This window comes from Phycicoccus duodecadis (genome assembly GCF_002846495.1).
Lineage (GTDB): Bacteria > Actinomycetota > Actinomycetes > Actinomycetales > Dermatophilaceae > Phycicoccus > Phycicoccus duodecadis.
On the sequence record NZ_PJNE01000001.1, the window covers coordinates 3,128,292 to 3,155,162 of the forward strand.

A 26,871-nucleotide genomic window follows, 5' to 3' on the forward strand; every position below is an offset into this window, starting at 1 on the left:
ATCATCTCAGCCGCGCCGTCGCCAGACGGTCCAGCCGGCGCCCCCCGCGACCAGCGCGATGAGGGCACCGCCCGCCAGCAGCGGGACGCCGCCCGGCTCGGCGTCGCCGCTCGTGGGGGCCGACGCCACGGGCGTGGGGCCGTCGGTCGGTGTCGCGTCGTCGGTCGGCGACGGGCTCCCTGAGGCGGGCCCGGAGGCGGAGGCCGACGGGCTGGGGGTGGCCGTGGCCGACCCCGACGGGGCGGTGCTGGGGCGTGCTTCGGGGGTGGCGGGGGTGGTGCCCGCCGCCGTCGAGCCGTTGGTCGCCCGGGGTGCGGTGGGCGTCCGGCGGGGGCTGGACGCGGGCTTGGGCGCGGCGGTGGTGGTGCGCGGCGTCGACGTGGTCCTGGGCGTCGACGTGGTGGCGCTGGGGGCGGGCGGGGCGATCCTCGGCTGCTGGCCCGACCCGAAGCGCCAGCCCTGGACAGTGCCCGGCTGGGGGTCGTAGCTTCCCGCCCCGGTGCTGCTGTAGCTCCACGAGCCTCCGCGGGCCGCGTGGTAGTAGGCCCAGTAGGCGGTGGCCGGGGGAGTGCTGTGGCACGGGTCGCTGCCGGGGAAGTCGTTGATCCGGCACACGAACCCCGGCTGGGTCTGCACCTGGGTGACGCCGAACCCGGCCAGGCTCAGGGCCTGCAACCCGCTCGACGGGTCGCCGGGCGCGCAGGCCGTGACCACCGACGAACCGGTGTCGACGACGACCGTCACCCCGCTGGTGCCCGAGCACGCGGCGGCCGCCGCCGGGACCGCCGCGGCGACGAGCCCGGCCGTGGCCAGGCCCGCCGCCGCGGCGGCGCAGGCCAGGCTGGGCGCCTGCGCCTCGGCCCCGGCGGCCGTCACCGCCCCGAGGGGGACACCCGCGAGGGCGAGGAGGCCCTGCGACGTCGAGCGCCGGTCCTGGTCGGTGGTCACCGCCCCGGCACCCTTCGTGACCTGGGTCTGGTAGGCGGCGCTGTCGTACGCGATGCCGCCGCGGAGCACCGCGGGCAGGGCGCAGCCGTACTGGAGGGTGGTGAGGTAGCGGACGGCCGCGCGCGCCTGGGCGGTGCGGCCACCGGCGAGGAAGGCCTGGCCGGCGAGGCCGGTGCTGTTGGCGTTCAGCGTGGCCGTGAGGCCGGCGCCGGGGACACCACCGGAGGCGTCCTGGAGACCGGCGAGGTAGTCGAGCCCGGCCGACGCCGCGGCGGCCTGACCCCCCACCACCAGGAGCGCCTGCACGGCCATCGCGGTGGCGTCTGGGTCGGCGGCGGTGTCGCTCGTGCAGCCCGCGTCGGTCTCGTACAGCTGGAAGCCGCCACCCGGGCACTGCTGCGCCACGAGGTAGGCGCGCGCCTGGGGGCTGACGCCGACGCCGGCGCGGGTGAGGCCGATGAGCGCGAACGACTGCCCGAAGGTGTTGGAGTTGTCGCCGTACTGTGACCGGTCGGAGAAGCGCCCGGTGGGCTGCTCGAGGCCCTGCAGGGTCGCCACGAGGTCGGTGCCCCCGAAGGCGGTGGGGTCGACCCCCTGCGCGACGGCCACGTTGAGCAGCTTGGCCAACGGGCCGGCCGGCACCTCGGTGGCGTCGCCGAAGCCGAGGTAGTCGACGAGGTGGTCGGCGAGGGTCCGGGTGGCCACGGCCGCGGCGTCCTGCCCGGTGCCGGCCGCGTCGAGGGCGAGCACGGCGTCGGCGACGAGCCCGTACTGCGGGTACTCGACGCCGCCGAAGACGATCGGGAGGGTGTACTTCGTGGTGACCAGCTCGCGCTCGAGGTAGTCGGCACCGACCAGCACCGGGTCGGTCGAGGTCGCCGGGCCCGCGGCCGCGGCGATGCCGTAGCGGGCGGAGGTGCCGCCGGGGACCAGGCCCGCAGCGGCGTCGGCGCTCGAGCTCGACGAGGTGGGCGTGGGTGTCGCGGTGGCGCTCGGGGTCGCCGTCGCGCTGGGCGTCGCTGTCGCGCTCGGCGACGGCGAGGCCGTGGCGCTGGGTCCGGGAGAGGTCTCGGTCGGGCTGACCGAGGGCGACGCGGAGGTGGTGGGGGTGCCCGAGGCGTCCGGCGCGACGTCGGCGAACGCCGCCGACGAGGCGCCGACGAGGGCGGCGGACACGAGCAGAGCACCGAGCGCGCGAGCGCCGGGGCGGAGCGTGGTGGGGGACATGGGGCCTTCCTGCAGCGGTTCGTGACGAATGCCCGAACCACCGGGAGACCCGGCATCTCGGGCTCCGTCCCGCATTCCTCGACGGGTGTGTGGAGCCGCTCGCGCCTGGCAGGCATTCCGACTCGCCACCCCGAGGGGCGGCCTACGGCTGCGGGACAGTGCCGGAGTTGGACCGGCTTCCCCCACCAAGTGCGTGTGGTGCCGCCCGTGAGGGCGACGCCGGTGATGCTACCCCCTCCGGAACTCGGTCGGTACCAGGCGGCCGCCGCCGCTAGAGTGGGTCCACAGGCGTTCGAGCCGTCATCAGCGGCGAGCCTCCGGAAGAACGGGAACGGTCCTCGGGCCGGTCCTCACTAGACCCGGACGTCGGGGTCACGTCACGACCTGGTGCAAGAGCGGCTGCCCCCGGGTGGCAAGCGAGGTGGTACCGCGGTGGTGCCCCGGCCGGTGGTCGGGAGCCGTCGTCCTCGTCCCCACGAGTCGACGACCCGCAGGAGCAGCACGCGATGACCTACCCCAAGGTGTCCACCACCGGCACGCACGCCGGCGCCGCGTTCGGCGTCCCGGCGAGCCCGCGCCTGCCGCAGGTCGAGGAGGCCGTGCTGGCCCACTGGGAGGCCGACGGCACCTTCGCGGCCTCGATCGAGAACCGGCCCCGGGGCGAGCGCGGCGAGAACGAGTTCGTCTTCTACGACGGCCCGCCCTTCGCCAACGGGCTGCCGCACTACGGCCACCTGCTCACCGGTTACGTCAAGGACGTCGTGCCGCGCTACCAGACGATGCGCGGGCGCCGGGTCGAGCGCCGCTTCGGCTGGGACACCCACGGCCTGCCCGCCGAGCTCGAGGCGATGCGCCTCAACGGCATCAAGACCACCGACGAGATCCTCGAGCTGGGCATCGAGAAGTTCAACGAGGCCTGCCGCGAGTCGGTCATGAAGTACACCGGCGAGTGGCGCGACTACGTCACCCGCCAGGCCCGCTGGGTCGACTTCGACCACGACTACCGCACCATGAACGCCGACTACATGGAGTCGGTCATCTGGGCCTTCAAGTCCCTCTACGACAAGGGCTACGTCTACGAGGGCTTCCGCGTCCTGCCGTACTGCTGGAACGACGAGACCCCGCTCTCGAACCACGAGCTGCGGATGGACGACGAGGTCTACCAGAACCGCCAGGACCCCGCTGTCACCGTCGGCTACCGGTTCGACGACACCGGCACCGACCCGGTGCTCGACGGCGCCCACGTCCTCATCTGGACCACGACGCCGTGGACGCTGCCCTCGAACCTGGCCGTGATGGTCGGCTCCGACATCGACTACGTGGTCGTCGAGGCGCCCGTGCCCGGCACCGAGCGCACCGCCCGCTACCTGCTGGCCGAGGCGCGTCTCGAGGCCTACCGGCGCGAGCTCGCGGACGCCGAGGGGGAGTTCCGGGTCCTCGGGCGCTACCGGGGCGCCGACCTGGTGGGCCGCACGTACACCCCGCCGTTCTCCTACTACGCGGGGCACGCCAACGCCTTCCGCGTCGTGGCCGCCGACGACGCCGTGACGACCACCGACGGTACGGGCGTGGTCCACACCGCCGGCGCCTTCGGTGAGGTGGACAAGGAGGTCACCGACCGCGAGGGCATCGAGGCCGTGATGCCGGTGGGCAAGGACGGGCGCTTCACCGCCCCGGTCGGCGACTACGAGGGCGTGCAGGTCTTCGACGCCAACGCCCTGGTCATCGAGCACCTCAAGGCCGCCACCCGCGGCGAGGGTCCGACCGGCTCGGTCAGCCCCGGCACGGTGCTGCTGCGCCGCGAGTCCTACGACCACAGCTACCCGCACTGCTGGCGCTGCCGCGAGCCCCTCATCTACAAGGGCGTCGAGTCCTGGTTCGTCGAGGTCACCGCGATCAAGGACCGGATGACCGCGCTCAACCAGGAGATCACCTGGGTGCCCGAGCACGTCAAGGACGGCCAGTTCGGCAAGTGGCTCGAGAACGCCCGTGACTGGTCGATCACGCGTAACCGGTTCTGGGGCAGCCCGGTCCCGGTGTGGAAGTCCGACGACCCCGCCTACCCGCGGATCGACGTCTACGGCTCGTTCGAGCAGATGGAGCGCGACTTCGGCGACCTGCCGCGCGACCGCGCGGGCAACCCCGACCTGCACCGCCCGTTCGTCGACGAGCTGACCCGGCCCAACCCCGACGACCCGACGGGCCGCTCCACGATGCGCCGGGTCGAGGACGTCCTCGACGTCTGGTTCGACTCGGGCTCGATGTCCTACGCCCAGGTGCACTACCCGTTCGAGAACGCGGAGTGGTTCGCGGGCACCGACACCCAGGACGCGCACTTCCCGGCCGACTTCATCGTCGAGTACATCGGCCAGACCCGCGGCTGGTTCTACACGCTGCACATCCTGGCCACCGCGCTCTTCGACCGCCCCGCGTTCGAGAACTGCATGAGCCACGGCATCGTGCTGGGCAACGACGGCCAGAAGATGAGCAAGTCGCTGCGCAACTACCCCGACGTGCGCGAGGTGTTCGACCGTGACGGTGCCGACGCCATGCGCTGGTTCCTGATGGCCTCGCCCATCCTGCGCGGCGGCAACCTCGTCGTCACCGAGGAGGGCATCCGCGAGGGCGTCCGCCAGGTCATCCTGCCGCTGTGGTCGTGCTGGTACTTCTTCTCCCTGTACGCCAACGCCGCGAACGGCGGCGCGGGCTACGAGGCGCACTGGTCGACGGCGTCCACCGACCCCCTCGACCGCTACCTGCTCGCGAAGCTGCGCACGCTCGTCACCACGGTCTCGGGCCAGATGGACGCCTACGACGTGCCGGGGGCGTGCGAGTCGGTGCGCGGCTTCGTCGACGTGATGACGAACTGGTACATCCGCCGTTCCCGGGAACGCTTCTGGGACAGCGGGTCCGGTGACTCCTCGCGCTCCGAGGCGGCCTTCGACACGCTGTACACCGCGCTCGAGGTGCTGACCCGGGTGGCGGCGCCGCTGCTGCCGCTGGTCACCGAGGAGGTCTGGCGCGGTCTCACCGGCGGCCGCTCGGTGCACCTGGCCGACTGGCCGGACGCCGATGCGCTGCCGGCCGACGAGGCGCTGGTGGCGGCGATGGACCAGGTGCGGGCCGTGTGCTCCACCGGCTCGTCGCTGCGCAAGGCCGAGAAGCTCCGGGTGCGCCTGCCGCTGCGCGAGCTCACCGTCGTCAGCGCCGACCCGGCCGGGCTCGAGCCCTTCGCGGGCATCGTGCGCGACGAGCTCAACGTCAAGGCCGTGCGGGTGCTCGACGTCGCCGACGCCTCGGGCGCCGACTTCGGCATCTCGCAGCGCCTCACCGTCAACGCGCGCGCGGCCGGGCCCCGGCTCGGGCGCGAGGTGCAGACCGCCATCAAGGGCTCGAAGTCGGGCGACTGGTCGGTGGCCGACGATGGCACGGTGACGGCCGGTGGCCTGGCCCTGGTCGAGGGGGAGTACACCCTCGAGACCGTGGTCGACGCCGCGGCGGCCGGTGGCTCGCGGGCCACCGCGATGCTGCCGGGTGGCGGCTTCGTCGTGCTCGACACCGAGGTGACCAGCGACCTGGAGCGCGAGGGCCTGGCCCGCGACCTGGTGCGGGCGGTGCAGCAGGCCCGCAAGGACGCCGGGCTCGAGGTCTCCGACCGCATCCGGCTCGAGGTCGGTGGCGATGACGAGGTGCTCGCGGCCGTCGAGGCGCACCGCGCGCTGGTGGCGGGCGAGACCCTGGCCGAGGACGTCGCGACGCTCGACGCTCCCGACGGCGAGGGCGTCACCGTCGTGACCGTCGGCGACGGCCGGACGGCGCACGTCCGGGTCAGCCGCCGCTGAGCGGGTGGCCGGCGGCCGGCCTCGAGGTCTCGGTGGTCACGGAACCGCGGTAGGGCGGACGGACGGCGCTCGCGACCACGCCCGCGCCCGCGGGATGGAGGCGTAGGACTGCGCGACTCTCGGATGCTCCCGATGGCGGCGCAGGACCCGGCGCGCTCCCTCACCGGGAGCATCCGAGAGGCGGCGGCTGACCCCTCTCGGCGCGGCGCGCTCCCTCACCGGGAGCATCCGAGAGCCAGCACCCCGCGCGGATGCGGGAGGATGCTGGGGTGAGCCCCGCACCCGATGCCGCCCAGCGCGACGCCGCGCATGCCCTCGAGGTCCGCAAGCGGATGCGCGAGGTCGAGGAGTCCATCCTGGCCCGCGCTCCCGAGCACGACCTCCAGCCCTCGCTCGACCGCATCCGCAGCGTCATGGAGCTCATGGGCGAGCCCCAGCGCACCTTCCCGGTCATCCACGTCACGGGCACCAACGGCAAGACGAGCACCGCCCGCATCATCGAGTCGGTCCTGCGCGAGATGGGCCTGAAGACCGGCCGTTTCACCAGCCCGCACCTGCACTCGATGCTCGAGCGGATCGCCGTCGGCGGCCGACCGGTGGATGCCGAGCGCTTCCTGGCCGCCTATGACGACGTGGCGCCGTTCGTCGGCATCGTCGACGGCCGCAGCGCCGCCGAGGGCGGGCCGCGGATGACCTACTTCGAGGTGCTCGTCGCGGTGGCCTACGCCTGCTTCGCCGACCTGCCCGTCGACGTCGCGGTCGTCGAGGTCGGGATGGGCGGCGCGTGGGACGCCACCAACGTCGTCGACGCGCCCGTCTCGGTCATCACCCCGATCGACGTCGACCACCAGCGCTTCCTCGGCGACACCCCGGCCGACATCGCGCAGGAGAAGTCGGGGATCATCAAGGCCGACGCCATCACCGTCAGCGGGACGCAGCCCGACCGCGAGGCCGCCGAGGTCCTCATCGACCGGGCCGCCGAGGTGGGCGCGCGGATCCTGTTCGAAGGCAACGACTTCGGCGTCTCCGGCCAGGACATTGCCGTGGGCGGCCAGCAGCTCTCGCTGCGCGGCCTGGCCACCGACTACCCCGACCTGTTCCTGCCGCTGCACGGCTCGCACCAGGCCCAGAACGCGGCCGTGGCGGTGGCCGCGGTCGAGGCCTTCGTCGGTGGTGGCGAGCAGGCCCTCGACATCGAGGTGCTGCGCGCCGGGCTCGCGGCCGTCGAGTCACCCGGCCGGCTCGAGGTCGTGCGCCGCAGCCCCACCGTGCTGGTCGACGCCGCCCACAACCCCGCGGGCGGGCGCGCCCTGCGCACCGGCATCGAGGAGGCCTTCACCTTCGTCAAGCTCGTCGGGGTCCTGGCCGTGATGAAGGACAAGGACGCCGCCGAGATGCTCCAGACCCTCGAGCCGGTGCTCGACGAGGTCGTCGTCACCCGCAACTCCTCGCCGCGCTCGATGAGCGCGCGCGAGCTCGGCGAGATCGCTCGCGAGGTGTTCGGCGAGAACCGCGTCACGGTGGTCGCCGACCTGCCGGACGCCCTCGACCAGGCGGCCGGCCTGGCCGACGACGGCGGGGTCGGGGGCGGGGTGCTGGCCACCGGGTCGGTCGTCACCGCCGCCGACGTGCGGATGCTGCTGGGCACCACCGACGTCTGACGGGCGCCGCCGAGCGGCCGCCGGGATGCCGCGTCGCTCGGCTCAGTCCAGCTCGTCGCCGGCCAGGGCCCGCGCCGCGAGCCGCTCCTCGCCGGCCAGCCTCCAGACCTCCCACGCGGCGGTGGCGTTGAGCGCGACGATGCCGACGCCGAGCACGAGGTCGGGCCACCCGGAGGCGGTCCACACCGTCACGCCGGCCACCGCGACCACGGCCAGGTTGACGGCCACGTCGTTGCGCGCCGACAGCCAGGCCGCCCGCCCGAGCGAGCCGCCGTGATGGCGCACCCGGGCCAGCAGGAGAGCGCACAGCCCGTTCACCAGGGCCGCGCCCAGGGCCGTCACGGCCAGCGGGGCGGCAGCCGGCGGCACCGGGTCGAACACCTTCTGCACCGCGGTCCACGCGGCGGCCAGGGCCGGCACCAGGATGACGAGCGCCATCGCGCGGCCGGCCAGTGCTCGCTGGGCCAGGGGCCAGCCCAGGGCCAGCGCCACCAGCAGGTTCACCGACGTGTCCTCGAGGAAGTCGACGGAGTCGGCGACCAGCGCCACCGAGCCGATGGCCAGCGCCACCGCGGCCTCGACGACGAAGCCGGCACCGTTGAGGCCCGCCACGACGAGCACCGTGCGGCGCAGGGCGGAGGGGGCGGCGAGCTGCGCATCCGGGGTCACCGCCCCATCCCATCAGAGGTGGCACCTACCCTGGGGGCATGTGGCTCCTCCGGCTCGTCCTCATCGTGGCCGTCGTCGTCGCGGTCTGGTACGTCGTGCGGGCCGTGCGCTCCGGCGGCGCCCCCACCCTCGGCGCGACGGTCCGCTTCATCCCGGTCGAGCAGCTGCCGGACGACGAGCGCCAGGCCATCGAGGCCCAGCTCGCCCAGGACCGTACCGTCCACGCCATCAAGCTCTACCGCGAGGCGACGGGGGCCGGGCTGAAGGAAGCGAAGACGGCCGTCGAGACCTACCGCTGGAAGCAGGGCGGCGCCGGGGCGGCCTCGTGAGGCGGCTGCCGGTCTACGGGCGGCAGGGCAAGCTGACCTTCCGGCTGCTCGCCGTGGCCCTCGTGGGGCAGGCGATCCTGCTGTCGTTCTTCGCCCTCGCCGCCCGTGGGGTCGCGATCGCCGACGGGCGCGACGGTGGCCGGCTGCTGTGGCTCGGCGCGGGGCTCTCGGTGCTGGCGCTGGTCGGCGCGGGCCTGATGCGCAGCCCGGTGGGGATCACCGTGGGCTGGCTGGTGCAGGTGCTCACCTGGGTCAGCGGCCTGGTGGTGCCGGCGATGTTCGGCGTGGCCGTGGTCTTCACCGCCCTCTGGCTGCTGCTCCTCGTGCAGGGGCTCAAGGCCGACGAGCTGGTGGCCCGCCACGAGGCGGAGCTCGCGGCGGCCTCCGACTAGGGTGGCGGCGTGACCACCGAACGCTCGCTCGTCCTCGTCAAGCCCGACGGCTTCGCCCGCGGCCTCACCGGTGAGGTGCTGCGCCGCATCGAGGCCAAGGGCTACCGCCTCGCCGCGCTGGCCGTGACCACCCCCGACACCGACCGTCTGCACCGGCACTACGCCGAGCACGAGGGCAAGCCGTTCTTCGAGCCGCTCGTCGCCTTCATGTCGTCGGGGCCCGTGGCCGCGGTCGTCATCGAGGGCGAGCGCTGCATCGAGGGCTTCCGGGCGCTCGCGGGGGCCACCGACCCCACGGCGGCGCTCCCCGGCACCATCCGCGGCGACCTCGGCCGCGACTGGGGCGAGAAGGTCCAGAAGAACATCGTGCACGGCTCGGACTCCCCCGAGTCGGCCGAGCGCGAGATCGGCATCTGGTTCCCCGAGCTCTGACCGGGCGGGTCCCGTGGGCCCCGTCCGTCACGTGAGTCACACCGGTCCCACCGGCGGGACGACGCGCCGCCGGGCTCCGGTGTGGCACCGAGGAGCCGGCGCGCGGGCCACCTAGCCTGCGGGCATGAGCGGCTGGGCGGCGGGCTGGATCCGGGGGCGCGACCTCGCGATCGACCTCGGCACCGCCAACACCGTCGTCTACGAGCGCGGCCGTGGCGTGGTGCTCGACGAGCCCTCCGTGGTCGCCGTGCGGGCCGGGACCAGCGAGCTCGTGGCCGCCGGCCGGCGCGCCAAGGAGATGCTCGGCCGCACCCCCGAGTCGGTCACCGCGGTGCGCCCGCTGCGCGACGGCGTCATCTCCGACGCCGACGTGACCGAGCGGATGATCCGCTGGTTCGTCGACCAGGTCTCGCCCTCGCGCCTGGTGCGCCCGCGCGTGGTCGTCTGCGTCCCGAGCGACATCACCAGCGTCGAGCGCCGGGCCCTCGAGGACGCCACCCTGCGCTCGGGCGCCCGTCGCGTCTTCGTCGTCGAGGAGACGATGGCCGCGGCCATCGGGGCCGGGCTGCCGGTGGAGGAGACGATGGCCTCGATGGTCGTCGACATCGGCGGCGGCACCACCGACGTCGGCGTCGTGAGCCTCGGCGGCATCGTCACCTCGCGCACGATGCGCATCGGCGGCGACGAGATCGACGACGCCATCGTGGCCCACGTGAAGGCCGAGTACTCGCTGCTCCTGGGGGAGTCCAGCGCCGAGCAGCTGAAGATCGGCGCCGGCTCGGCGTTCCCGCTGCGCGAGGAGATCTCCGAGCGGGTGCGCGGGCGCGACCTGGTCACCGGCCTGCCGAAGACCGTGACCATCGGCTCGGCCGAGGTGCGCCGCGCCATCGAGACCCCGGTCGCCTCGATCGTCGACCTCGTCCGCTCGGTGCTCGACGTCTGCCCGCCCGAGCTCGCCGGCGACGTCGTCGACCGCGGCATCGCCCTCACCGGCGGCGGCGCCCTCATCCGCGGGCTCGACGAGCGGCTGTCGCACGAGCTGGGCGTCCCCGTGCACGTCGCCGACGACCCGCTCCGGGCCGTCGCGCGCGGGGCCGGCCGGTGCGTCGAGGAGTTCGGCACCCTCGAGCGCGTCCTCGTCGACACCCGCCGGTCATGAGGCGCCGGCTCCTGCTCGCGGCGGTGGCCCTGACCGCGCTCGCGCTGCTGCTCGACCTGTCCGGGGTCGGCGACCTGGGGGTCGTGCGCCGCGCCGCCGCCGCGGCGCTCGGGCCGATGGAGCGCCTGGTCGGCCCCGGGGCCACCGACCCGGCCGATGCCGCCCGCCTGCGGGCCGCCGTCACCGGTGGCACGTCGTCGGCCGAGGTCGACCGGCTCCTCGCCACCCCCGGCACCGGGGGCACCCGCGTGGTGCTGGCCCGCGTCGTGGCCGTGGGCCAGTCCGGGCCGGCGGGTCCCGAGCGGGTCACCCTCGACGTCGGCGCGCGCGACGGGGTCGAGGTCGACCGGGCCGTCGTCGCCGAGCAGGGACTGGTCGGGCGCGTCGTCTCCGTGGCCCCGTGGACCTGCGACGTGCTCCTCGTCGGCAGCCCGGAGGTCACGGTGGGTGTGCGGGTCGGGGCGGCCGGCGTCCTGGGGGAGGCCTCGGGGGCGGCGGCCGTGGGGGCGGCGGCGCCCGACCCCGGCACCCTCTCGCTGTCCCTCGTAGAGCGCGGCGCCATGGCCCCGGGCGACCCCGTCGTCACCCTCGGCAGCGTGGGCGGGCGGCCGTTCGTCCCCGGCATCCGGGTGGGGACGGTGCGCGGCGTGCGCACCGGGGTCGGGCGGCTGGCGCCCAGCGGGACGCTCGTCCCGGCCGTCGACACCACGTCCCTCGACCTGGTCGCGGTCCTGCTCGCCCCGGCCCGCAGCACCGCGCGCCCGGTGCTCACCCCGACCCCGGCGCCGGCCCGCTGATGCGTGCCGTCGCGCTCACCGGCCGCGGGGCCGCCCTCGTCGTGGCGGTCCTGCTGGGGGTGGGCCTCGGGGCGCGGCACCTCGCGCCGGTGCCGGACCTGGTCCTGGTGCTCGTCGTCGCCTGGGCGCTGTTCCGCGGGCCCACCGCCGGGGCCGTCGCCGGGCTGGCCGGGGGCTGGGTCGTCGACCTCGTCCCGCCGGGGGCCCAGCCCCTGGGCGCCCATGCGCTGGCCTACGCGCTGGCCGGCCTCCTCGCCGGGCGGGTGCGGCACGAAGGTCCCGTGGCCGCCGCCCGGGTCGCCGTCGTCACCCTGGGCGCCGCGGCCGTCGTCGAGGGCGTCGAGGTCGTGCGGGCGCTCGCGGTGTCGGCGCCGGTCGACCTCGCGGCGGTGGCGTTGCGGATGCTGCTCACCGCCACCGTCGGCGCGCTCGTGGTGCCGGTGGTCGTCCGCGCCGAGCGCGCCCTGGTCCGCCGGCGCTACGGATGAGCCGCGTTCACGCCCACCACGGCCGGATGCTGGCCGTCCTGGCCGTCGTATTGCTCGCGTTCGGTGGCCTGGTCGGGCGGCTCGGCCAGGTGCAGCTCGCCGGGGCCGCCGGCTTCGGCGACGAGCGGGCCGGCGCGGGCGCCTCCCTCGACACCCGCACCGTCGTCGTGCCGGCCCTGCGGGGCCGCATCCTCGACCGCGCCGGCCGCCCCCTGGCGGAGAACCGGATGAGCACCGTCGTCACCCTCGAGCGGCGGGTCATCGCCGACGACCGGGCCGCCGCCGAGGCCGAGGTGCGTGCCGCGGCCGCGGTGCTGCGTCTCGACCCCGCGCCGCTGCTCGGGCGCACCTGGCTGTGCGGTGAGCGCGGTGCCCCCGCGGCCCCGGTCTGCTGGAGCGGATCGCCGCAGGTGCCGGTGCCGCTGGCCGACGGGGTCGACGCCGCCGCGGCCCTGACCCTGGTCGAGCAGCCCGGGCGCTTCCCCGGCATCGCGGTGTCGTCGCGGGCGGTGCGGGTCTACCCGCGGCCCGAGGGGGCGAGTGCGGCCCAGGTGATCGGCTACCTGGGGCCGGTCACGGCCGACGAGGTGGCCGCGGGCTCCGGGCTCGTGGCCGACGACCTCGTGGGCCGGGCCGGGCTCGAGCAGCAGTACGACACCGCCCTGCGCGGCACCCCCGGCCGCACCGTGGTGGCTGTCGACGCCCGCGGCCTGGTCACCGGCGTGGTCTCGCGCACCGACCCGGTGCCGGGGCGCGACCTCGTCACGTCCCTCGACGCCACGGTGCAGGCCTCGGCCGAGCGCGCGCTGGCGACCCAGATGCGGGCCGCCAGGAAGCGGGGCTGGGCCGCCGACACCGGGGCGGTGGTCGTCCTCGACCCGCGCAGCGGCGCCGTCGCGGCGCTCGCCAGCGCGCCCACCTACGACCTCAACGTCTGGACCGGCGGCATCTCGTCGGCCGACTACGCCGCCCTGACCTCGGCCCGGGCGCGCACGCCGCTGCTCTCGCGCGCCACCGACGTGGGCTTCGCGCCCGCCAGCACGATGAAGCCGGCGTCGGTCGCGGCGGCGGTCCGTGCCGGGCGCTCGCTCTCGGCCACGTACGACTGCCCGGCCGTGTACCGCGTCGGCGACCGCGACTTCAAGAACTACGAGAGCTTCCCGCAGGGGCACATCAGCCTCGCCCGCAGCATCGAGATCTCCTGCGACACCGTGTTCTACGAGCTGGCCTTCACCCAGTGGCAGCGCGAGGGCGGCCTGCGGGCGCCGTCCACGGTGGCCGGCCCGTTCGCGGCCGTCGCGCGGGGGCTCGGGCTCGGTGCCCCCACGGGGGTCGACCTGCCCCAGGAGTCGGCGGGCCGCATCCCCGACCGGGCGTGGCGCCAGGCCACGTGGGAGCAGCAGCGGGGCGAGCTGTGCCGCCGCGCCCGCACCGGCTACCCCGAGGTGGCCGACCGCACCCGGGCCGCGTACCTGCGGGCCATCGCGAAGGAGAACTGCACCGCCGGCTTCCAGCTGCGCGGGGGCGACGCGGCGAACTTCGCCATCGGGCAGGGCGACGTGCTGGCCACGCCGCTCCAGATGGCCGTGATGTACGGCGCCATCGCCGACGGCGGCCTCGTCCGCACCCCGCGCCTCGGGGTCGCGCTCGTCGACCCCGCGACCGGCGTGCGCTCGCCGGTCGCGGCCGGCCCGGTACGGGCGTCCGGCGTGGCCGCCTCCACCGAGGCCTACCTGCGCTCGGCCCTGCGCTCGGTGGTGACCACCGGCACCGCGGCCGGCGCGTTCCGCGGGATGCCGGCCGACTGGCCCGTGGCGGGCAAGACCGGCACCGGCGAGGTCCTCGGCAGCCGCGACACCTCGTGGTTCGTCTCGTACGCCCCCGCGGACCGGCCGCGCTGGGTGGTGGCGGCGGTGGTCGGGCAGGGCGGGCATGGCAGCGACACCGCGGCCCCGGTGGCACGGGCGGTGCACCTCACCCTGCGCGGCCTGGGCTGAGCGCCGACGGGGGCCGGGCGCCCCGATAAGGTGGACGCATGTCTGACTTCGACCTCGTGGTGCTCGGTGCTGGTCCTGGTGGTTACGTCGCGGCGATCCGCGCCTCCCAGCTCGGGAAGAAGGTCGCGGTCGTCGAGAAGAAGTACTGGGGCGGGGTCTGCCTCAACGTCGGCTGCATCCCCTCGAAGGCGCTCATCAAGAACGCCGAGCTCGCCCACACGCTCCAGCACGACAAGGAGCTCTACGGCATCGAGGGCGAGGCCACCATGAAGTACGGCGTCACCCACGCCCGCTCGCGCAAGGTGTCGGCCGGCATCGTCAAGGGCGTCCACTTCCTCATGAAGAAGAACACGATCGAGGAGATCGACGGCTGGGGCACGCTCACCGGCGCGAGCTCGATGGACGTCGCCCTCAACGACGGCTCCACCAGGCAGCTGACGTTCGACTCGCTCATCATCGCCACCGGTGCCGTCACCCGGATGCTGCCCGGCGTCGAGGTGAGCCAGAACGTCGTCACCTACGAGGAGCAGATCCTCGACGAGAACCTGCCGGGGTCGCTCATCATCGCCGGCTCCGGCGCCATCGGCGTCGAGTTCGCCTACGTGATGAAGAACTTCGGCGTCGACGTCACCATCGTCGAGTTCCTCGACCGGATGGTCCCGACCGAGGACGAGGAGGTCTCCAAGGAGCTCCTCAAGCACTACAAGAAGCTCGGCGTGAAGGTCATGCTCGGCACGAAGGTCGAGTCCGTCGAGGACACCGGGTCGGGCGTGCGGGTGACGGTCTCGCCGGCGGCCGGGGGCGATCAGCAGGTGCTCGAGGCCGACAAGCTCCTCTCGGCCATCGGCTTCGCACCGCGCACCGAGGGGTACGGGCTGGAGGCGATCGGCGTCCAGCTCACCGAGCGCGGCGCCGTCGCCATCGACGAGTACTGCCGCACCAACGTCGAGAACGTCTACGCCATCGGCGACGTCACCGCCAAGCTCATGCTCGCCCACGTGGCCGAGGCCCAGGGCGTGGTGGCCGCCGAGCACCTGTGCGGGGCCGACACGATGCCGGTCGAGTACGACTTCGTGCCGCGCGCCACCTACTGCCACCCGCAGATCGGTTCGTTCGGCTACACCGAGGCGCAGGCGAAGGAGAAGGGCTACGACGTCAAGGTCGCCAAGTTCCCCTTCAGCGCCAACGGCAAGGCGATGGGCCTCGGCGACGCGGTCGGCTTCGTCAAGGTGGTCGCCGACGCCGAGCACAACGAGATCATCGGCGCCCACATGATCGGCCCCGACGTCACCGAGCTGTTGCCCGTGCTCACCCTCGCGCAGAAGTGGGACCTCACCGCTGACGAGGTGTCGCGCAACGTCTTCGCGCACCCGACGCTGTCCGAGGCCGTCAAGGAGGCCGTGGAGGGCATCGCCGGCCACATGATCAACCTCTGACCCGGCACCGGTTCCCCGGCAGTATGGGGGCATGACCCCCGAGGAGTTCCGCGTCGCCGGCCACGCCCTGATCGACTGGATCGCCGACCACCGCGCCCGCGTGCCCGAGCTGCCGGTCGCCGCCCAGGTCCGCCCCGGTGAGGTGCGGGCCGCCCTTCCCTCCACCGCCCCCGAGAGCCCCGAGGACTTCGCGGCCGTCCTGGCCGACCTCGACCGCGTCGTCGTCCCCGGGGTCACCCAGACCCAGCACCCCGGCTTCTACGGCTGGTTCCCCAGCAACGCCTCGCTGGCCAGCGTGCTCGGCGACATCGCGTCCGGGGGAGTGGGCGCGCTCGGCATCACGTGGCAGTCGGCCCCGGCGCTCACCGAGGTCGAGCAGGTCGTCACCGACTGGCTCCGCGACCTCTGCGGCCTGTCGCCGGAGTGGAAGGGCGCCATCCAGGACACCGCCTCCACCGCCTGCCTGGTCGCGATGCTGGCCGCGCGCGAGCGGGCCAGCGGCGGCTCCGAGCACCGCGGCGGGCTGCAGGCGCTGGATGCCCCGCTCATCGCCTACACCTCGCCGCACGCCCACAGCTCGGTGCCGAAGGCGGTGCTGCTGGCCGGCTACGGCGCCGACAACCTGCGCTACGTCGACGTCGACCCGGTGACCTATGCGATGGACCCCGAGGCACTGCGCCGGGCCATGGCCGCCGACGTCGCCGCCGGGCGCGTCCCGGCCGTCGTGGTCGCGGCCGTCGGCACCACCGGCACCACCGCCATGGACCCGGTGCGCGCCATCGTCGACGTCGCCCGCGAGCACGGCGCCTGGGTGCACGTCGACGCCGCGATGGCCGGCTCGGCGATGCTGCTGCCCGAGATGCGCCATCTCTTCGACGGCGCCGACGACGCCGACTCGATCTCGTGGAACCCCCACAAGTGGATGGGCACGGTCCTCGACACCTCGCTGCTCTACGTCCGCGACGTCGACCACCTGGTGTCGGTGATGTCGACGACGCCGAGCTACCTGCGCGCCGGCACCGACGACGAGGTGGTGCAGTACAAGGACTGGGGCATCCCGCTGGGGCGCCGGTTCCGCGCGCTCAAGCTGTGGTTCCACCTGCGGCTCGACGGCGTCGAGGCCATCCGCGAGCGGCTGCGGCGCGACCTCGAGAACGCCCGCTGGCTGGCCGAGCAGGTCGAGGCCGAGCGCGGCTGGCGGGTGCTGGCGCCGGTGTCGCTGCAGACGGTGTGCCTCGTCCACGAGCCCGAGGGCCTCACCGGCGACGCGCTCGACGCCCACACCCTGGCCTGGATGGACGCCGCGAACGCCACCGGGCGCGTCTTCCTGGGGGCCAGCCAGCTCGACGGGCGGTGGATGGTGCGGGTCTCGGTCGGGGCCGAGGCCACCGAGCGCGCCGACGTCGAGGAGCTCTGGGCCCTGCTGCGCGAGGTCGTGGCCACGACCCGCTGACGCCGCCGGCCCGGCGCCGTGTATCGCGCCGGGGTCGCCGCGCCTCCTGACCCTCGACGGACCCCGTCGAGAGTCAGGAGAGTGTCATGCGCAGGAGGATGTGGACCGAGAGCGGGCTGGCGGCGGTGACCGCGGTGCTGGCGGTCGTCACGGCGGTCGACGCCGAGTGGGTCGAGTGGCTGTTCGGGGTCGACCCCGACGGTGGCTCGGGTGCCCTCGAGCTCGGGCTGGTGGTCGCGCTCGCGGTCGTCAGCCTGGTGCTCGCGGCGCTGGCCCGGCGACACCGGCTGGCCGCGCGGCGCCCCCAGCCGGCCTGAGCGGCAGCCGTGCCCGACGACGAGGCCTCGGAGGCAGCCGCTTCCGAGCCCCACCCCAAGGAGGCGTCCCGCACCCGGGGCGCGCCCTATCCGCCGGCCCCGCCGCGGGGCTTCGGCCCGGACCGCACCGCGGCACCGGTGCCGTCGTCGCGCCCGGAGGCCGACGACGCGCCACCGCAGGACGAGAACGACCAGGAGCAGGGAGAGGACCATGCCTGAAGCACACAGCAGTCGCGGCACCATCGAGGCCGAGCGGGTCGAGGGGGCGCCGTACACGCCCCTGAGACGCCGTGCACTGGGGCAGCGCCGCAAGGCCGAGCGCCCCCATGTGCGCGTCCCCGACGCCGCCGACCCGAGGCCGCTGCGCGAGCTGCCGGGCCCGGCGGAGGTCCGCAGGGGCGGCGACGACCGCGAGCCGCACGTCGACTTCTTCGACTACGGCCCGAGCGACACCCTCGACCGCGCCCTGGACAGCGCCGCCGACATGAGCGGCGCCGACAGCGAGCGCAACGTCGTGATGATGTCGTTCAACTGGGGCTGCGACGTCAGCACCGACGGCGGCGGCACCTGGAAGCGGCTCGACCCCTCGACCGTCTTCCCCAACACCCTCGGCGGTGGTTTCTGGTGCGACCAGGTGGTGATCTACGTGCCGCACGCCGACCTGTTCGTCTGGTTCCTCCAGTACTACGCCGACGCCGCTGGCCAGGGGGCCTTCCGGATCGCGGTCGCCGACTCCGCGTCGGTCGGCGCCGACCCCACGGCGTGGACGTTCTGGGACTTCCGCGCCGGCGACTTCGGTTTCCCGAAGAGCGACATGGACTACCCCGATCTGTCCTACTCCGACCGCTCGCTCTACGTCTCGACCGACGTGATGGGCTCCGGGCGGGTCGTGCTGCGGATGCCGCTCGAGGAGCTGCGGGCCGGCGGCACGGTCGACTACCAGTACACGAACCCCGACGACGGCAAGCGCGCCTGGGGTCACCACCTCGTGCAGCAGACCACGGACGCCGGGATGTGGACCCACCACGAGGACAGCTCGACCGTGCGCCTGTTCACCTGGCCCGACGGCTCCGGGACGTACTCCTGGGGTGACGTCCCGGTCGCGGCCTGGCCCAACGGCACGGTCATGTGCTCAGGCCCGGACGGCAACGACTGGCTCACCAAGCTGCGCGACTTCCCCGGGTTCGCGGTGACCGGCGGCGTGCAGCGGGCCGACGGCACCGTCGCGCTGGCGTGGACCGCGAGCGGCGGCCAGGCGAACGGCGCCGGCAAGGACTTCAAGCAGCCGCACGTGCGCTACGTCGAGGTGGACCCGTCGACGCACACGACGGTGCGCGAGATCCCGATCTGGAACGACGACTACGCCTTCGCCTACCCGTCGCTGGCGCGCGCCGGGGACCGCGTGGGCATCACCCTCGGCTGGGGCGGCCCGGCCGACCACGCCAACTGCGCGATGGGCGTGATGGGCGACTACGTCGTCTACTTCATCGACGCCTCGACCCGCACCATCACCCGCTTCGGCGACTACATCACCGCGCGCCCGGCCCAGCGCCACGGCGGCTTCTCGGCCTTCGGCTACTGGCTCGAGGCGCAGGCCGGCAAGCCCACGCGCGTGACGTACCACCCGTTCTTCACCCGCTTCGGCTGACGCCGCCGGGTCCTCAGCCGGCCAGGGCCTCCGGCAGCGGGTCGCTGTGTACGACCGTGAGGCCCGACACCGCGCGGGTCAGCACGACGTAGAGGCGTCGCAGCCCGGTGCGTTGGTCGGGCTCGGCGGCGGCGATGGCGGCGGGCTCGACCACCACGACCCGGTCGAACTCGAGGCCCTTGGCGATGCTGGCCGGCACCAGCTCGACCTGGCGGTCGTCGTCGTCGCCGTGGTCGGCGTCGAGACGGCCGTGGGGGATGCCGGCCCGGGCCAGGGCCGTGCTGAGCGCCGTGACGAACGCGTCGGGGGCGATGACGCCCACCGACCCCGGCTCGGTGACGGCGGCCCGCACGGCGGCGACCACTGCTGCCGAGCGGCGCGCCGGGTCGGCCGCCACCACGTCGAGCCGCCCGGGGTTGTCGCGCACCGAGCGCGGCGCCCCCAGCCCCGGCGCCATCGCCGGCAGCAGCCGCGCGGCGAACTCGATGACCAGCCCGGGCACCCGGAAGCCGCGGTCGAGCACCACCAGCTCGTGCTCGGGGCGGCCCAGGTGCGCCATCGCGGTCTCCCACGCGTCGGTGGCCCACGGGGTGGTGCCCTGCGCGAGGTCGCCGAGCACCGTGAGACTGCCGGTCGAGGCGCGCCGCCCCACGGCCCGCAGCTGCATCGGCGAGAGGTCCTGGGCCTCGTCGAGCACCACGTGGCCCAGGCTCGGGGTGCGCTCGAGCAGGTCGGCCAGCTCGTCGAGCAGCGCCATGTCGGCGGTGCTCCAGCGGGCGGCGCCCTTGGTGCGCGGGGGTGCGTCCCAGAGCAGGAGTCGTTGCTCGTCGGCGGCGAGGACCCCCTCGGCCGCCTCCGCCAGCGCGTCGGCATCCGAGAGGAGCCGGAACAGGACGCCGGCCGGGTCGAGCGGCGGCCAGAGGGACTTCGCGTACGCGGTGACCGGGGCCGAGCGTGCGATGGCGCCCTGTGCGGCCTCGCCGGGGAAGTCGCCCGAGGCCTCGAGGCGCAGCATCACCAGGTGGGCCAGGCGCTGGGCCAGCAGCTCGCGCGCGGCCGAGTAGCGCACGCCCCGGGCCACCAGGGCGTCGACCTCGTCCTGGATGTCGTAGGCCGGCACCCGCCAGCGCCGGGAGCCGCGGGGCACGACCATCGCCTCGTCGGCGCGGGCGACGCGGCCCCACACCGCACGGTGCAGCACCCGCGCCATCCGGGCGTCACCCTTGAGGGCGGCGACGGGCGTGGGGTCCTGGGCGCGGACCCGGCCGTGCTCGAGCAGGGTGTCGATGGTGGCGTGCCGCACCCGGACCTCACCGAGCGAGGGCAGCACGGCGCCGATGTGGTCGAGGAAGGCGCGGTTGGGGCCGACGACCAGCACCCCCGAGCGGTCGAGCCGCTGGCGGAAGGAGTAGAGCAGCCAGGCCGCACGGTGCAGGCCGACGGCGGTCTTGCCGGTGCCGGGGGCGCCCTGGACGCAGATGCTGGTGGCGATGTCGGAGCGGACGATCTCGTCCTGCTCGGGCTGGATGGTCGAGACGATGTCGCGCATCGGGCCCGAGCGCGGCCGCTCGATCTCGGCGGCCAGGATCGCGCTGTGGCCGGTCGAGCCGGCGGCGCCGGTGGCGGCGCTGGCGTCGTCCGTCTCGTCCGCGGCGCCCCCGTCGAGCCGCTCGTCCTCGTAGGCGGTGAGCCGGCCCCGGTCCACCCCGAAGCGGCGGCGCAGCTCGACGCCCATCGGCTCGGTGGGGGAGGCCCGGTAGAACGCGGTCGAGATGGGGGCGCGCCAGTCGACGACGACGGGGTCGCCGTGGTCGTCGCTGACGTGCCGCCGCCCGACGTGGAAGGTCTCCTCGCCGTGCTCGGTGCGGCAGTCGATGCGGCCGAAGAACAACGTGGTGCGGGGGTCGTCCTGGAGCGAGGCGACCCGGCGTGCGAGCACGAGGTCGAGGTAGGCGGCGTTGAACGCGTCGGCGGCGGTCGAGGCGTCGAGGCTCTCGGTGGTCTCGCGCATCCGGCGCAGCTCGTCGCGCGCGCGGTCGAGGTGGGCCTGCTCGCGCGCGAGGACGTCGTCGGGTGAGCCGAGGGTGGTTGGAGACGGGTGGGCGGGGGTCGCGGGCATGGCGGAGCCGCCCCTCTCTGCCGGTGTGGGTCGCATACTGGCGAACCGATGATGGTAGCGCTGGCGGCGCGCTCCTGTCCACCGTCCGGGACGCCGCCGCGGGACCCGCATCGGTGTGGTGCCTGGTGTCGGTGCCCCGCGCCACACTGCCGGGATGGACCGATCCTCAGCCCCCGTGCAGGTGGTGGTCGACTGCCTCGACCCCGCGTCCCTCGTCGAGTTCTGGGCCGCCGCGCTCGCGCCGCGCGGCTACGGGGTCCCGGCGCCGCCCGGCGGCTTCGCCGACTGGCCCGCCTTCCTGGCCGCCCAGGGCATCCCCGAGGAACGGTGGAACGACGCCTCCGCGCTCGAGGCGCCGGGCCAGCCACGGATCTTCTTCCAGCGCGTCCCCGAGCCGCGCTCCGGCAAGAACCGCGTCCACCTCGACCTCCTGGGCGGCGGCGGCCCGTCGGTGCCGATGGACGAGCAGCGCGCCCGGGTCGCGGCCGAGGTCGAGCGGCTCGTGGCGCTCGGGGCCACCCGCGGCGACGAGCACGCCGAGATGGGCGTGCACTGGGTGACCATGCAGGACCCGGAGGGCAACGAGTTCTGCGTCTGAGGGCCCCGGCCGAGCGTCAGGCGCTGATCCGCACCGGGCCGCTGACCAGAAGACCGTCGTGGCACCGCCGGCGGAGCACCAGGGCGGCCACGTCGTCGTCGGACGAGCCGTCCTCGACCCGGCTCAGCACCCGGGCCAGCCCGCCGTCGAGGTCGTCACCGCTCAGCGCCCCGGCCGCCCTGCGCAGGCGCCCCAGCCCGGTCTCGATGTCCTCGCCGCGCCGCTCGACCAGCCCGTCCGTGACGAGGAGCAGGGTGTCGCCGGGGCCCATCGGCACCTCGCGCCCCGTCCGCGCCCAGCCGAGCCCGAGCGGCGGGCCGTCGGCATCCGGCAGCCGGTCGACCAAGCCGTCGGGCCGCACGACGAAGGGCGGCAGGTGCCCGGCACTGGCGATGCGCAGCGTGCCCGCGGCGGCGTCGGCCAGCACGTAGACGAGCGTGACCAGCTGCTCGGTGTCGAACTGCAGCACCATCCGGTCGAGCGCGGCCAGCACCGCCTCGGGGGAGGGGTCGGCCGAGGCGAACGCGCGTACGGCCGAGCGCATCTGGGCCATCGCCGCCGAGGCCGCCACCCCGCGCCCCATCACGTCGCCGACGAACGCGACGTAACGGCCGTCGGTGAGCGGGAACGCGTCGTAGAAGTCGCCGCCGACCTCGGTGCGCCCCGACGGCTCGTAGCGCCACGCCACGTCCCAGTCGTCGGTGCCCTCGAGGCCGAGGGGGAGGACGGCCCGTTGCAGCTGCTCGGCCACGGCCCGGGTCTGCCCGTAGAGGTCGGCGTTGTCGATGGCGCTCGCCGCGCGCCGCGCCAGGTGCTCGGCGAACTGCACGTCGTCCTCGTCGTAGCGCCGGGCCGGGTCGGTGGAGGCCCAGGTCAGCACCCCCGTGACCCGGCCGCGCACCAGCAGCGGCACGGCCAGCACGCTCGCCATGTCCAGCCCGCGCAGGGCCTCCAGGTGCTCGGCGTCCAGCGCGGACGCGGCCAGGTGGTCCTCTGTGACCTCGGGCAGCAGCAGGGGCTGGCCGGTGCGCGCGACGTCACCGAGGCTGGCCCGCTGCGAGACGCGGGTGGGCCAACGCTCCATGATGCGGGTGACCTGCTCGACGCGCTCGGGGTCGGCGTGCGCGGCGGCGAGCCGGCGCAGTGTCCCGTCGACCACGGTGTCGATGGCGCACCAGTCGGCGAAGCGCGGCACCGTGAGCCGGGTGACCTGCGCGGTCGTGGCCTCCAGGTCGAGGCTGCTCGCGAGCTGGATGGACGCCTCCGCCAGGAACGCCAGCCGCTCGGTCTGCTCGGCCGCCACCGCTGCGGCCTCGATCCGCTCGAGAGCCTGCGCGCAGGCGTCGGCGAGGATGCCGAGGAAGTCCAGCTCGACCGGGTGCGGCGGCGCCGCGTCCGGCACCGAGAGGTGGATGGCGCCGATGGTGCGACCGGCCGTCCGCAGGGGCACCGTCACCGTCGAGCGCTCGCCGCGCTGGGCGTTGACCAGGTCGGGGTAGCGCCGGGCGATGGTCGCGGCGCCCGCCAGCACCACGCGCTCCCCGGTGCGGATGACGTCGGAGATGCTGTTGGGCGTGGCCAGGTCGAACACCTGCCAGCGGTCGGCCTCGGCGGCCTCGAGCCCGCGCATCCCGATCAGCCGCACCCGGTCGGTGCCCTGCACCAGCCCGAGCACCGCGATGGTGGCGCCCACGGCATCGGCCATGTGCTGGGTCACGACCTTGGTGACGGTCTCGATGGTCGTGGCCGTCGTGAGCTCGTTGGTGACCAGGGCCAGCCGGGTCAGCGTCGCGCCCAGCCGCCGAGGCATCCGGGTGCGACCGACGTCGCCGGTTGGGGGCTCCACTCGGCGATCCTCGCAGGTCGGAGGCGATTCGTCATCCGCGGGGGAACCCGTCAGGTGGGGCGCTCCTCCTCGCGGAGGCGGGGCTCGGTGCGGCGCTCGGGATGGACGCCGCGCTTGTCGGCGTAGAACGCCCGCACCTGGTCCATGTCGGCCCGCACGTCGGCGGTCGGGATGAGGGTGGGCCCGAACCCGGCGGTGCGGCTCGGGCCGTCGATGAAGGCCAGCGCGATGGGCAGGTTCGCGGCGCGGGCGATGCGCCAGAAGCCCGACTTCCAGTACTCGCCCTTCTCGCGGGTGCCCTCGGCGGCCAGCACCAGCAGGAACGGCTCACCGCTACGGGCCTCGCGCACCAGCTCGCGCACGACCTCGCCGGGGTGCTCGCGGTCGAGCGGGATGCCGCCGAGCCGGTGCAGCAGCGGGCCGAGCGCGCCGCGGAACAGCTCGTGCTTGATCAGCACCCGCGGGGTGACGTCGCCGCGCCACATGACCAGGAGCATCATCACGAAGTCCCAGTTCGAGGTGTGCGGGGCGCCGACCAGGATGCCGGTGCGCGGCACCTCGCCGACGGCCTTCCAGCGGGCGGCCCGCAGCACGGCCTTGGCGACGGCGACCCTCATGGCACTCCTCGGTGACGGGCCCCGCGCCGGCCGGGGCGCCCCGCGGGTGGAGGTCCCACGCTACGGGGCGGCCGGGCCGGCCGGGGCGCCCGGTCAGTGCGCGGCGAGGTAGCCGTCGATCTGGTTGATGGCGGCCTTCGAGCCCTCCTCGACGCCCATGTCGAGCACCGTCTGCAGCCCCTCGGCGGTGGCGAAGGTGCTGGTGTACGTGGCCCGGGTGCCGGTCGCGGTGGCCTCCAGGACGTAGACGTTCGCGCTCACCGGGAGGCTGGAGTTCGGGGTGAGGTCCGCGTGGGCGAAGCCGTCGCTGAAGGTGAAACGCTGGGGGGCAGCGACCTCGGCGATGTCCCAGTAGCCGGCGAACTTCTCGCCCTCGGGGGAGGTCATGTAGTAGGTCGAGCGGGTGCCGGGGCGCAGGTCGTGGTCGACGAACGTGGCGGGGTACTGCGGCGGGCCCCAGACCTGCTCGAGCTGGCGGGGGTCCTCGTACAGGGCCCAGACCCGCTCGACGGGCGCGGCGAACTCGGCCGTGATGACGAGGGTGCGGGCGTCGAAGTCCTTGGTGATGTCGGTGACGGGCATGGCTACTTCTCCTGGGTGGTGGTGGGGATGGTGGTGGAGCTTGCGGTGGTGGGTGCGGTCGCGGGGGTGGGGGTGTCGGTCGTGGTGCCGGCGGGCTCGCGGGCGAGGAGCTCGTCGATCCGGGCGATGCGCCCGCGCCAGACCGCCTCGAGCTCGTCGAGCATCGAGGCGACCGATCGCACCGCCTCCACGTCGCCGCTGGCCAGCTGCTCGCGGCCCTGGCGCCGCTTGGTGAGCAGGCCGGCGCGTTCGAGGACGGCGACGTGCTTCTGCACGGCGGCGAAGCTCATGTCGTAGCGCGCCGCCAGGGCCGTGACCGAGTGCTCGCCGGCCAGCACGCGGCGCAGGATGTCGCGCCGCGTCCGGTCGGAGAGGGCGTGGAAGAGGGCGTCGGCCCGGTCCTCGCTGGTCTCGTTCACGCTTGTCAATATACAACCGATAGGTTGTACATTGTCAACCTTCGCACGGGTGGGCGAGGGGGCGAGGTGGCCCGTGGCGGGGTCGTGCGGCCGCTGCTGCGGGGGTGGAACACTCCGGGACGGGGCCGGTCTCAGGGGTTGCAGATCGCCCGAAAAACGTTGGTGTGAGGCGCTATTGACAGAGCAAAGGGCTTGCCCGGCCCAGCTCGAACCGGTACGATGGAGGCACAGGGGAGGGGGTTGCGATGGCTGACACGTTCGAGGTCGCCGACGGCGCGATGAGCGCCGCGGATGCCGCCCTGCGCCGGCTCGACGCCGCGGTCCACGACCCCGCATCCCTGAGTCAGGGTGAGTGGCTGGCGGTGGCGGGCCACTGCCAGGCGCTGGTCAACCGGCTCGCCGCGGTGCAGAGCGTCGCAGTCGCCCGGGCCGCGCGGTTCGAGCAGGTCGTGCTCGACGACGGCACCCTGGGCACCCACGAGCACGGCCCCGGCCGGGTCGCGCTGGATGCCGCCGACCTCGTCGCGCCCCACCTCGGGGTCTCGCACCACCAGGCCCAGAACGTGGTCGAGGCCGCGGTCCGCCGCACCGGCCGGGAGCCCGTCCCGGCCGAGTGCGACGAACGTCCCGGCGCCACGGGCCTCGGCGGCCTGCACGACGCGATGCGCGCGGGTCGTCTCGACGCCTACCGAGCGGGTGTCGTCGCCGACGAGCTCGTCGAGGCTCCGGCGGCCGTGGCCGAGGCGGTCGTCGCCGCCCTCGACCCCCACCTCGGCACCGAGCCCGCGGCCGGCCTGCGCCGGCGGGCCCGCCGGGTGCTCGCCCGCCTCTCGCCCGACCTGCTGCGCCAGCGGGCCCAGCGGGCTCGCCGCGAGACCGGGCTGCGCCGCTGGGTCGCCGAGCCGGGGGTCGACGCGTGGCACGGCACCTTCCCGTCCGAGGACTCCGCTGCCGCCTGGGCCGCGGTCGACCGGCTCGCCCGCCAGTACGTCACCGACGGCGTCTGCAGCACCATCGAGCAGGCGCGGGGCCGCGCCCTCACCGACCTCGTCACCCAGCAGGCCGACGTCCAGGTCCGGCTGGTGCTCACGACCCCGGCCGAGGCAGCGCCGGCTGCCGGGGCCCTGGATGCCGTGGCCGCGTTTCCCGCCTCGACTCCGGGCGACGCCGCGCCGGAGGCGGCCTCCGGCGCGGTCGGCGACCTGGTCCAGGTGACCGGCATCCGCCCGAGCGAGCCGATGCTCGTCGAGCGCGGCTGGCTCGAGCGGGTGGGTGCCGCCGCCGGCACCACCGTGGTCACCCAGCCGTGCCACCCGGGGTCGGGGGCGCTGGTCGACGTCCTCGGTGGTCTCGCCCGCGACGGGTACCGGCCCGGGAAGCGGCTCACCGCAATGGTCACGGCCCGCGATGGGCGCTGTCGCTTCCCCGGCTGCTCGGTCGCCGCCCGCTTCTGCGACCTCGACCACGTGCGGCCGTGGCCCGGCGGACCCACCGACGCCGCGAACCTCCTCTGCCTCTGCCGGCGACATCACCGCATCAAACAGCTGCCGGGATGGTCGGTCCGACTCGCGCCCGACGGCACCGCCACCTGGAAGGACCCCACCGGGCGGGTGCGCACCACCGAGCCCCTCGACGCCCTCGCCCTCCTGGTGCTGCGTGCCGACCCCGCGGATCCCGCCGACCAGGCCGATGCCGCGGCGCCGGCAGCCGCCGTGCCGGAGCTCCCCAGCGTGCTCGAGGAGTCGTTCGAGCGAGTCATCGAGCAGTACCGGGTCGCACTGCGGCACCGCGCCACGGCGGCTGCCGCGGCGCCCGCCATCCCCCCTCCGCAACTTTCGCTCGACGACGCCCCGCCCTTCTGAGCGCGGGGGCTCCGCTCATCCCGCCTGCGGCCG

The 26,871-nt window shown here is 74.7% G+C and carries 22 protein-coding genes and 1 riboswitch; of the genes, 15 read left to right on the plus strand and 7 right to left on the minus strand.

Annotated features, from left to right (window positions below; all coding sequences use genetic code 11):
- Positions 1 to 6 precede the first annotated feature (6 nt).
- On the minus strand, positions 7 to 2,175 hold the full coding sequence (locus ATL31_RS14500) for a prenyltransferase/squalene oxidase repeat-containing protein (RefSeq protein ID WP_101396476.1): 2,169 nt from the start codon (positions 2,173 to 2,175) through the stop codon (positions 7 to 9).
- Positions 2,176 to 2,265: 90 nt separating this feature from the next.
- Positions 2,266 to 2,380, minus strand: a riboswitch (cobalamin riboswitch).
- 301 nt (positions 2,381 to 2,681) lie between these two features.
- On the opposite strand from ATL31_RS14500, the gene ileS reads away from it, so the two are divergent.
- Together ileS and ATL31_RS14510 are read left to right on the plus strand one after the other, a co-directional pair.
- On the plus strand, positions 2,682 to 6,017 hold the full coding sequence (gene ileS / locus ATL31_RS14505) for an isoleucine--tRNA ligase (protein WP_101396479.1): 3,336 nt from the start codon (positions 2,682 to 2,684) through the stop codon (positions 6,015 to 6,017).
- A 251-nt stretch (positions 6,018 to 6,268) separates the two neighbouring features.
- Positions 6,269 to 7,678: a bifunctional folylpolyglutamate synthase/dihydrofolate synthase gene (locus ATL31_RS14510; protein ID WP_101396481.1), complete on the plus strand. Its 1,410-nt coding sequence runs from the start codon at positions 6,269 to 6,271 to the stop codon at positions 7,676 to 7,678.
- A 42-nt stretch (positions 7,679 to 7,720) separates the two neighbouring features.
- Here the strand turns inward: ATL31_RS14510 and ATL31_RS14515 are convergent, their stop codons facing one another.
- Positions 7,721 to 8,347 (minus strand): cation efflux transmembrane domain-containing protein, encoded by a 627-nt coding sequence (locus ATL31_RS14515; protein ID WP_101396483.1) that lies wholly within the window; start codon positions 8,345 to 8,347, stop codon positions 7,721 to 7,723.
- Positions 8,348 to 8,385: 38 nt separating this feature from the next.
- Here ATL31_RS14515 and ATL31_RS14520 point away from each other — a divergent pair, with 38 nt between their 5' ends.
- The 11 genes from ATL31_RS14520 (at position 8,386) to ATL31_RS14575 (ending at position 18,795) form a co-directional block, all read left to right on the plus strand.
- On the plus strand, positions 8,386 to 8,676 hold the full coding sequence (locus ATL31_RS14520; RefSeq protein ID WP_101396485.1) for a ribosomal L7/L12 family protein: 291 nt from the start codon (positions 8,386 to 8,388) through the stop codon (positions 8,674 to 8,676).
- Complete coding sequence (locus tag ATL31_RS14525; protein ID WP_101396487.1) at positions 8,673 to 9,068, plus strand: DUF4233 domain-containing protein; 396 nt, start codon at positions 8,673 to 8,675, stop codon at positions 9,066 to 9,068. The genes ATL31_RS14520 and ATL31_RS14525 overlap by 4 nt, the downstream gene beginning before the upstream one ends.
- 9 nt (positions 9,069 to 9,077) lie before the next feature.
- Positions 9,078 to 9,500, plus strand: coding sequence for a nucleoside-diphosphate kinase (gene ndk / locus ATL31_RS14530; RefSeq protein ID WP_101396489.1), 423 nt, complete (start codon positions 9,078 to 9,080; stop codon positions 9,498 to 9,500).
- A 124-nt stretch (positions 9,501 to 9,624) separates the two neighbouring features.
- The gene (gene mreB / locus ATL31_RS14535; RefSeq protein WP_101396491.1) at positions 9,625 to 10,659 is read left to right on the plus strand and encodes a rod shape-determining protein; all 1,035 of its coding nucleotides are present in this window, start codon (positions 9,625 to 9,627) and stop codon (positions 10,657 to 10,659) included.
- Positions 10,656 to 11,456 (plus strand): rod shape-determining protein MreC, encoded by an 801-nt coding sequence (mreC, locus tag ATL31_RS14540; protein WP_101396493.1) that lies wholly within the window; start codon positions 10,656 to 10,658, stop codon positions 11,454 to 11,456. Before mreB ends, mreC begins: the two co-directional genes overlap by 4 nt.
- The gene (gene mreD / locus ATL31_RS14545; RefSeq protein WP_101396495.1) at positions 11,456 to 11,944 is read left to right on the plus strand and encodes a rod shape-determining protein MreD; all 489 of its coding nucleotides are present in this window, start codon (positions 11,456 to 11,458) and stop codon (positions 11,942 to 11,944) included. The genes mreC and mreD overlap by 1 nt, the downstream gene beginning before the upstream one ends.
- Entirely contained in the window at positions 11,941 to 13,941 is a 2,001-nt protein-coding gene (locus tag ATL31_RS14550) for a penicillin-binding transpeptidase domain-containing protein (RefSeq protein WP_101396497.1), read from the plus strand. The genes mreD and ATL31_RS14550 overlap by 4 nt, the downstream gene beginning before the upstream one ends.
- A gap of 38 nt (positions 13,942 to 13,979) precedes the next feature.
- On the plus strand, positions 13,980 to 15,377 hold the full coding sequence (gene lpdA / locus ATL31_RS14555; protein WP_101396499.1) for a dihydrolipoyl dehydrogenase: 1,398 nt from the start codon (positions 13,980 to 13,982) through the stop codon (positions 15,375 to 15,377).
- 31 nt (positions 15,378 to 15,408) lie between these two features.
- Complete coding sequence (locus tag ATL31_RS14560; protein ID WP_101396501.1) at positions 15,409 to 16,830, plus strand: pyridoxal phosphate-dependent decarboxylase family protein; 1,422 nt, start codon at positions 15,409 to 15,411, stop codon at positions 16,828 to 16,830.
- An 86-nt stretch (positions 16,831 to 16,916) separates the two neighbouring features.
- Positions 16,917 to 17,147 carry an ABC transporter permease gene (locus ATL31_RS14565; RefSeq protein WP_101396503.1) on the plus strand — a complete coding sequence of 77 codons (231 nt, stop codon included), beginning with the start codon at positions 16,917 to 16,919 and terminating at the stop codon, positions 17,145 to 17,147.
- A 211-nt stretch (positions 17,148 to 17,358) separates the two neighbouring features.
- Positions 17,359 to 18,795: a hypothetical protein gene (locus ATL31_RS14575; protein ID WP_143598405.1), complete on the plus strand. Its 1,437-nt coding sequence runs from the start codon at positions 17,359 to 17,361 to the stop codon at positions 18,793 to 18,795.
- A 13-nt stretch (positions 18,796 to 18,808) separates the two neighbouring features.
- Here the strand turns inward: ATL31_RS14575 and ATL31_RS14580 are convergent, their stop codons facing one another.
- Complete coding sequence (locus ATL31_RS14580) at positions 18,809 to 20,914, minus strand: HelD family protein (RefSeq protein WP_101396509.1); 2,106 nt, start codon at positions 20,912 to 20,914, stop codon at positions 18,809 to 18,811.
- 154 nt (positions 20,915 to 21,068) lie between these two features.
- Here ATL31_RS14580 and ATL31_RS14585 point away from each other — a divergent pair, with 154 nt between their 5' ends.
- Complete coding sequence (locus ATL31_RS14585) at positions 21,069 to 21,512, plus strand: VOC family protein (protein WP_101396511.1); 444 nt, start codon at positions 21,069 to 21,071, stop codon at positions 21,510 to 21,512.
- Between the two features lie 16 nt (positions 21,513 to 21,528).
- Here ATL31_RS14585 and ATL31_RS14590 read toward each other — a convergent pair whose 3' ends face one another.
- The 4 genes from ATL31_RS14590 to ATL31_RS14605 all read right to left on the minus strand — a co-directional run bounded on the left by ATL31_RS14590 (position 21,529) and on the right by ATL31_RS14605 (position 24,988).
- Entirely contained in the window at positions 21,529 to 23,358 is a 1,830-nt protein-coding gene (locus ATL31_RS14590; RefSeq protein ID WP_101396512.1) for a GAF domain-containing SpoIIE family protein phosphatase, read from the minus strand.
- Between the two features lie 50 nt (positions 23,359 to 23,408).
- Positions 23,409 to 23,975, minus strand: a complete 567-nt coding sequence (locus ATL31_RS14595; RefSeq protein WP_101396513.1) for a 1-acyl-sn-glycerol-3-phosphate acyltransferase — start codon at positions 23,973 to 23,975, stop codon at positions 23,409 to 23,411.
- A gap of 93 nt (positions 23,976 to 24,068) precedes the next feature.
- Complete coding sequence (locus tag ATL31_RS14600; protein WP_101396514.1) at positions 24,069 to 24,557, minus strand: SRPBCC family protein; 489 nt, start codon at positions 24,555 to 24,557, stop codon at positions 24,069 to 24,071.
- A 2-nt stretch (positions 24,558 to 24,559) separates the two neighbouring features.
- The gene (locus ATL31_RS14605) at positions 24,560 to 24,988 is read right to left on the minus strand and encodes an ArsR/SmtB family transcription factor (protein WP_425440341.1); all 429 of its coding nucleotides are present in this window, start codon (positions 24,986 to 24,988) and stop codon (positions 24,560 to 24,562) included.
- A gap of 233 nt (positions 24,989 to 25,221) precedes the next feature.
- Here ATL31_RS14605 and ATL31_RS14610 point away from each other — a divergent pair, with 233 nt between their 5' ends.
- Positions 25,222 to 26,838: an HNH endonuclease signature motif containing protein gene (locus tag ATL31_RS14610; RefSeq protein ID WP_101396519.1), complete on the plus strand. Its 1,617-nt coding sequence runs from the start codon at positions 25,222 to 25,224 to the stop codon at positions 26,836 to 26,838.
- Positions 26,839 to 26,871: the final 33 nt, after the last annotated feature.

Excerpts from the sequence above, each read along its gene's own strand:
- ATL31_RS14500 (WP_101396476.1), bottom strand. The coding sequence starts at position 2,175 with ATGTCCCCCACCACGCTCCGCCCCGGCGCTCGCGCGCTCGGTGCTCTG.
- ileS (WP_101396479.1), top strand. The coding sequence starts at position 2,682 with ATGACCTACCCCAAGGTGTCCACCACCGGCACGCACGCCGGCGCCGCG.
- ATL31_RS14510 (WP_101396481.1), top strand. The coding sequence starts at position 6,269 with ATGCGGGAGGATGCTGGGGTGAGCCCCGCACCCGATGCCGCCCAGCGC.
- ATL31_RS14520 (WP_101396485.1), top strand. The coding sequence starts at position 8,386 with ATGTGGCTCCTCCGGCTCGTCCTCATCGTGGCCGTCGTCGTCGCGGTC.
- mreB (WP_101396491.1), top strand. The coding sequence starts at position 9,625 with ATGAGCGGCTGGGCGGCGGGCTGGATCCGGGGGCGCGACCTCGCGATC.
- mreC (WP_101396493.1), top strand. The coding sequence starts at position 10,656 with ATGAGGCGCCGGCTCCTGCTCGCGGCGGTGGCCCTGACCGCGCTCGCG.
- mreD (WP_101396495.1), top strand. The coding sequence starts at position 11,456 with ATGCGTGCCGTCGCGCTCACCGGCCGCGGGGCCGCCCTCGTCGTGGCG.
- ATL31_RS14550 (WP_101396497.1), top strand. The coding sequence starts at position 11,941 with ATGAGCCGCGTTCACGCCCACCACGGCCGGATGCTGGCCGTCCTGGCC.
- lpdA (WP_101396499.1), top strand. The coding sequence starts at position 13,980 with ATGTCTGACTTCGACCTCGTGGTGCTCGGTGCTGGTCCTGGTGGTTAC.
- ATL31_RS14560 (WP_101396501.1), top strand. The coding sequence starts at position 15,409 with ATGACCCCCGAGGAGTTCCGCGTCGCCGGCCACGCCCTGATCGACTGG.
- ATL31_RS14565 (WP_101396503.1), top strand. The coding sequence starts at position 16,917 with ATGCGCAGGAGGATGTGGACCGAGAGCGGGCTGGCGGCGGTGACCGCG.
- ATL31_RS14575 (WP_143598405.1), top strand. The coding sequence starts at position 17,359 with ATGCCTGAAGCACACAGCAGTCGCGGCACCATCGAGGCCGAGCGGGTC.
- ATL31_RS14580 (WP_101396509.1), bottom strand. The coding sequence starts at position 20,914 with ATGCCCGCGACCCCCGCCCACCCGTCTCCAACCACCCTCGGCTCACCC.
- ATL31_RS14585 (WP_101396511.1), top strand. The coding sequence starts at position 21,069 with ATGGACCGATCCTCAGCCCCCGTGCAGGTGGTGGTCGACTGCCTCGAC.
- ATL31_RS14595 (WP_101396513.1), bottom strand. The coding sequence starts at position 23,975 with ATGAGGGTCGCCGTCGCCAAGGCCGTGCTGCGGGCCGCCCGCTGGAAG.
- ATL31_RS14600 (WP_101396514.1), bottom strand. The coding sequence starts at position 24,557 with ATGCCCGTCACCGACATCACCAAGGACTTCGACGCCCGCACCCTCGTC.
- ATL31_RS14610 (WP_101396519.1), top strand. The coding sequence starts at position 25,222 with ATGGCTGACACGTTCGAGGTCGCCGACGGCGCGATGAGCGCCGCGGAT.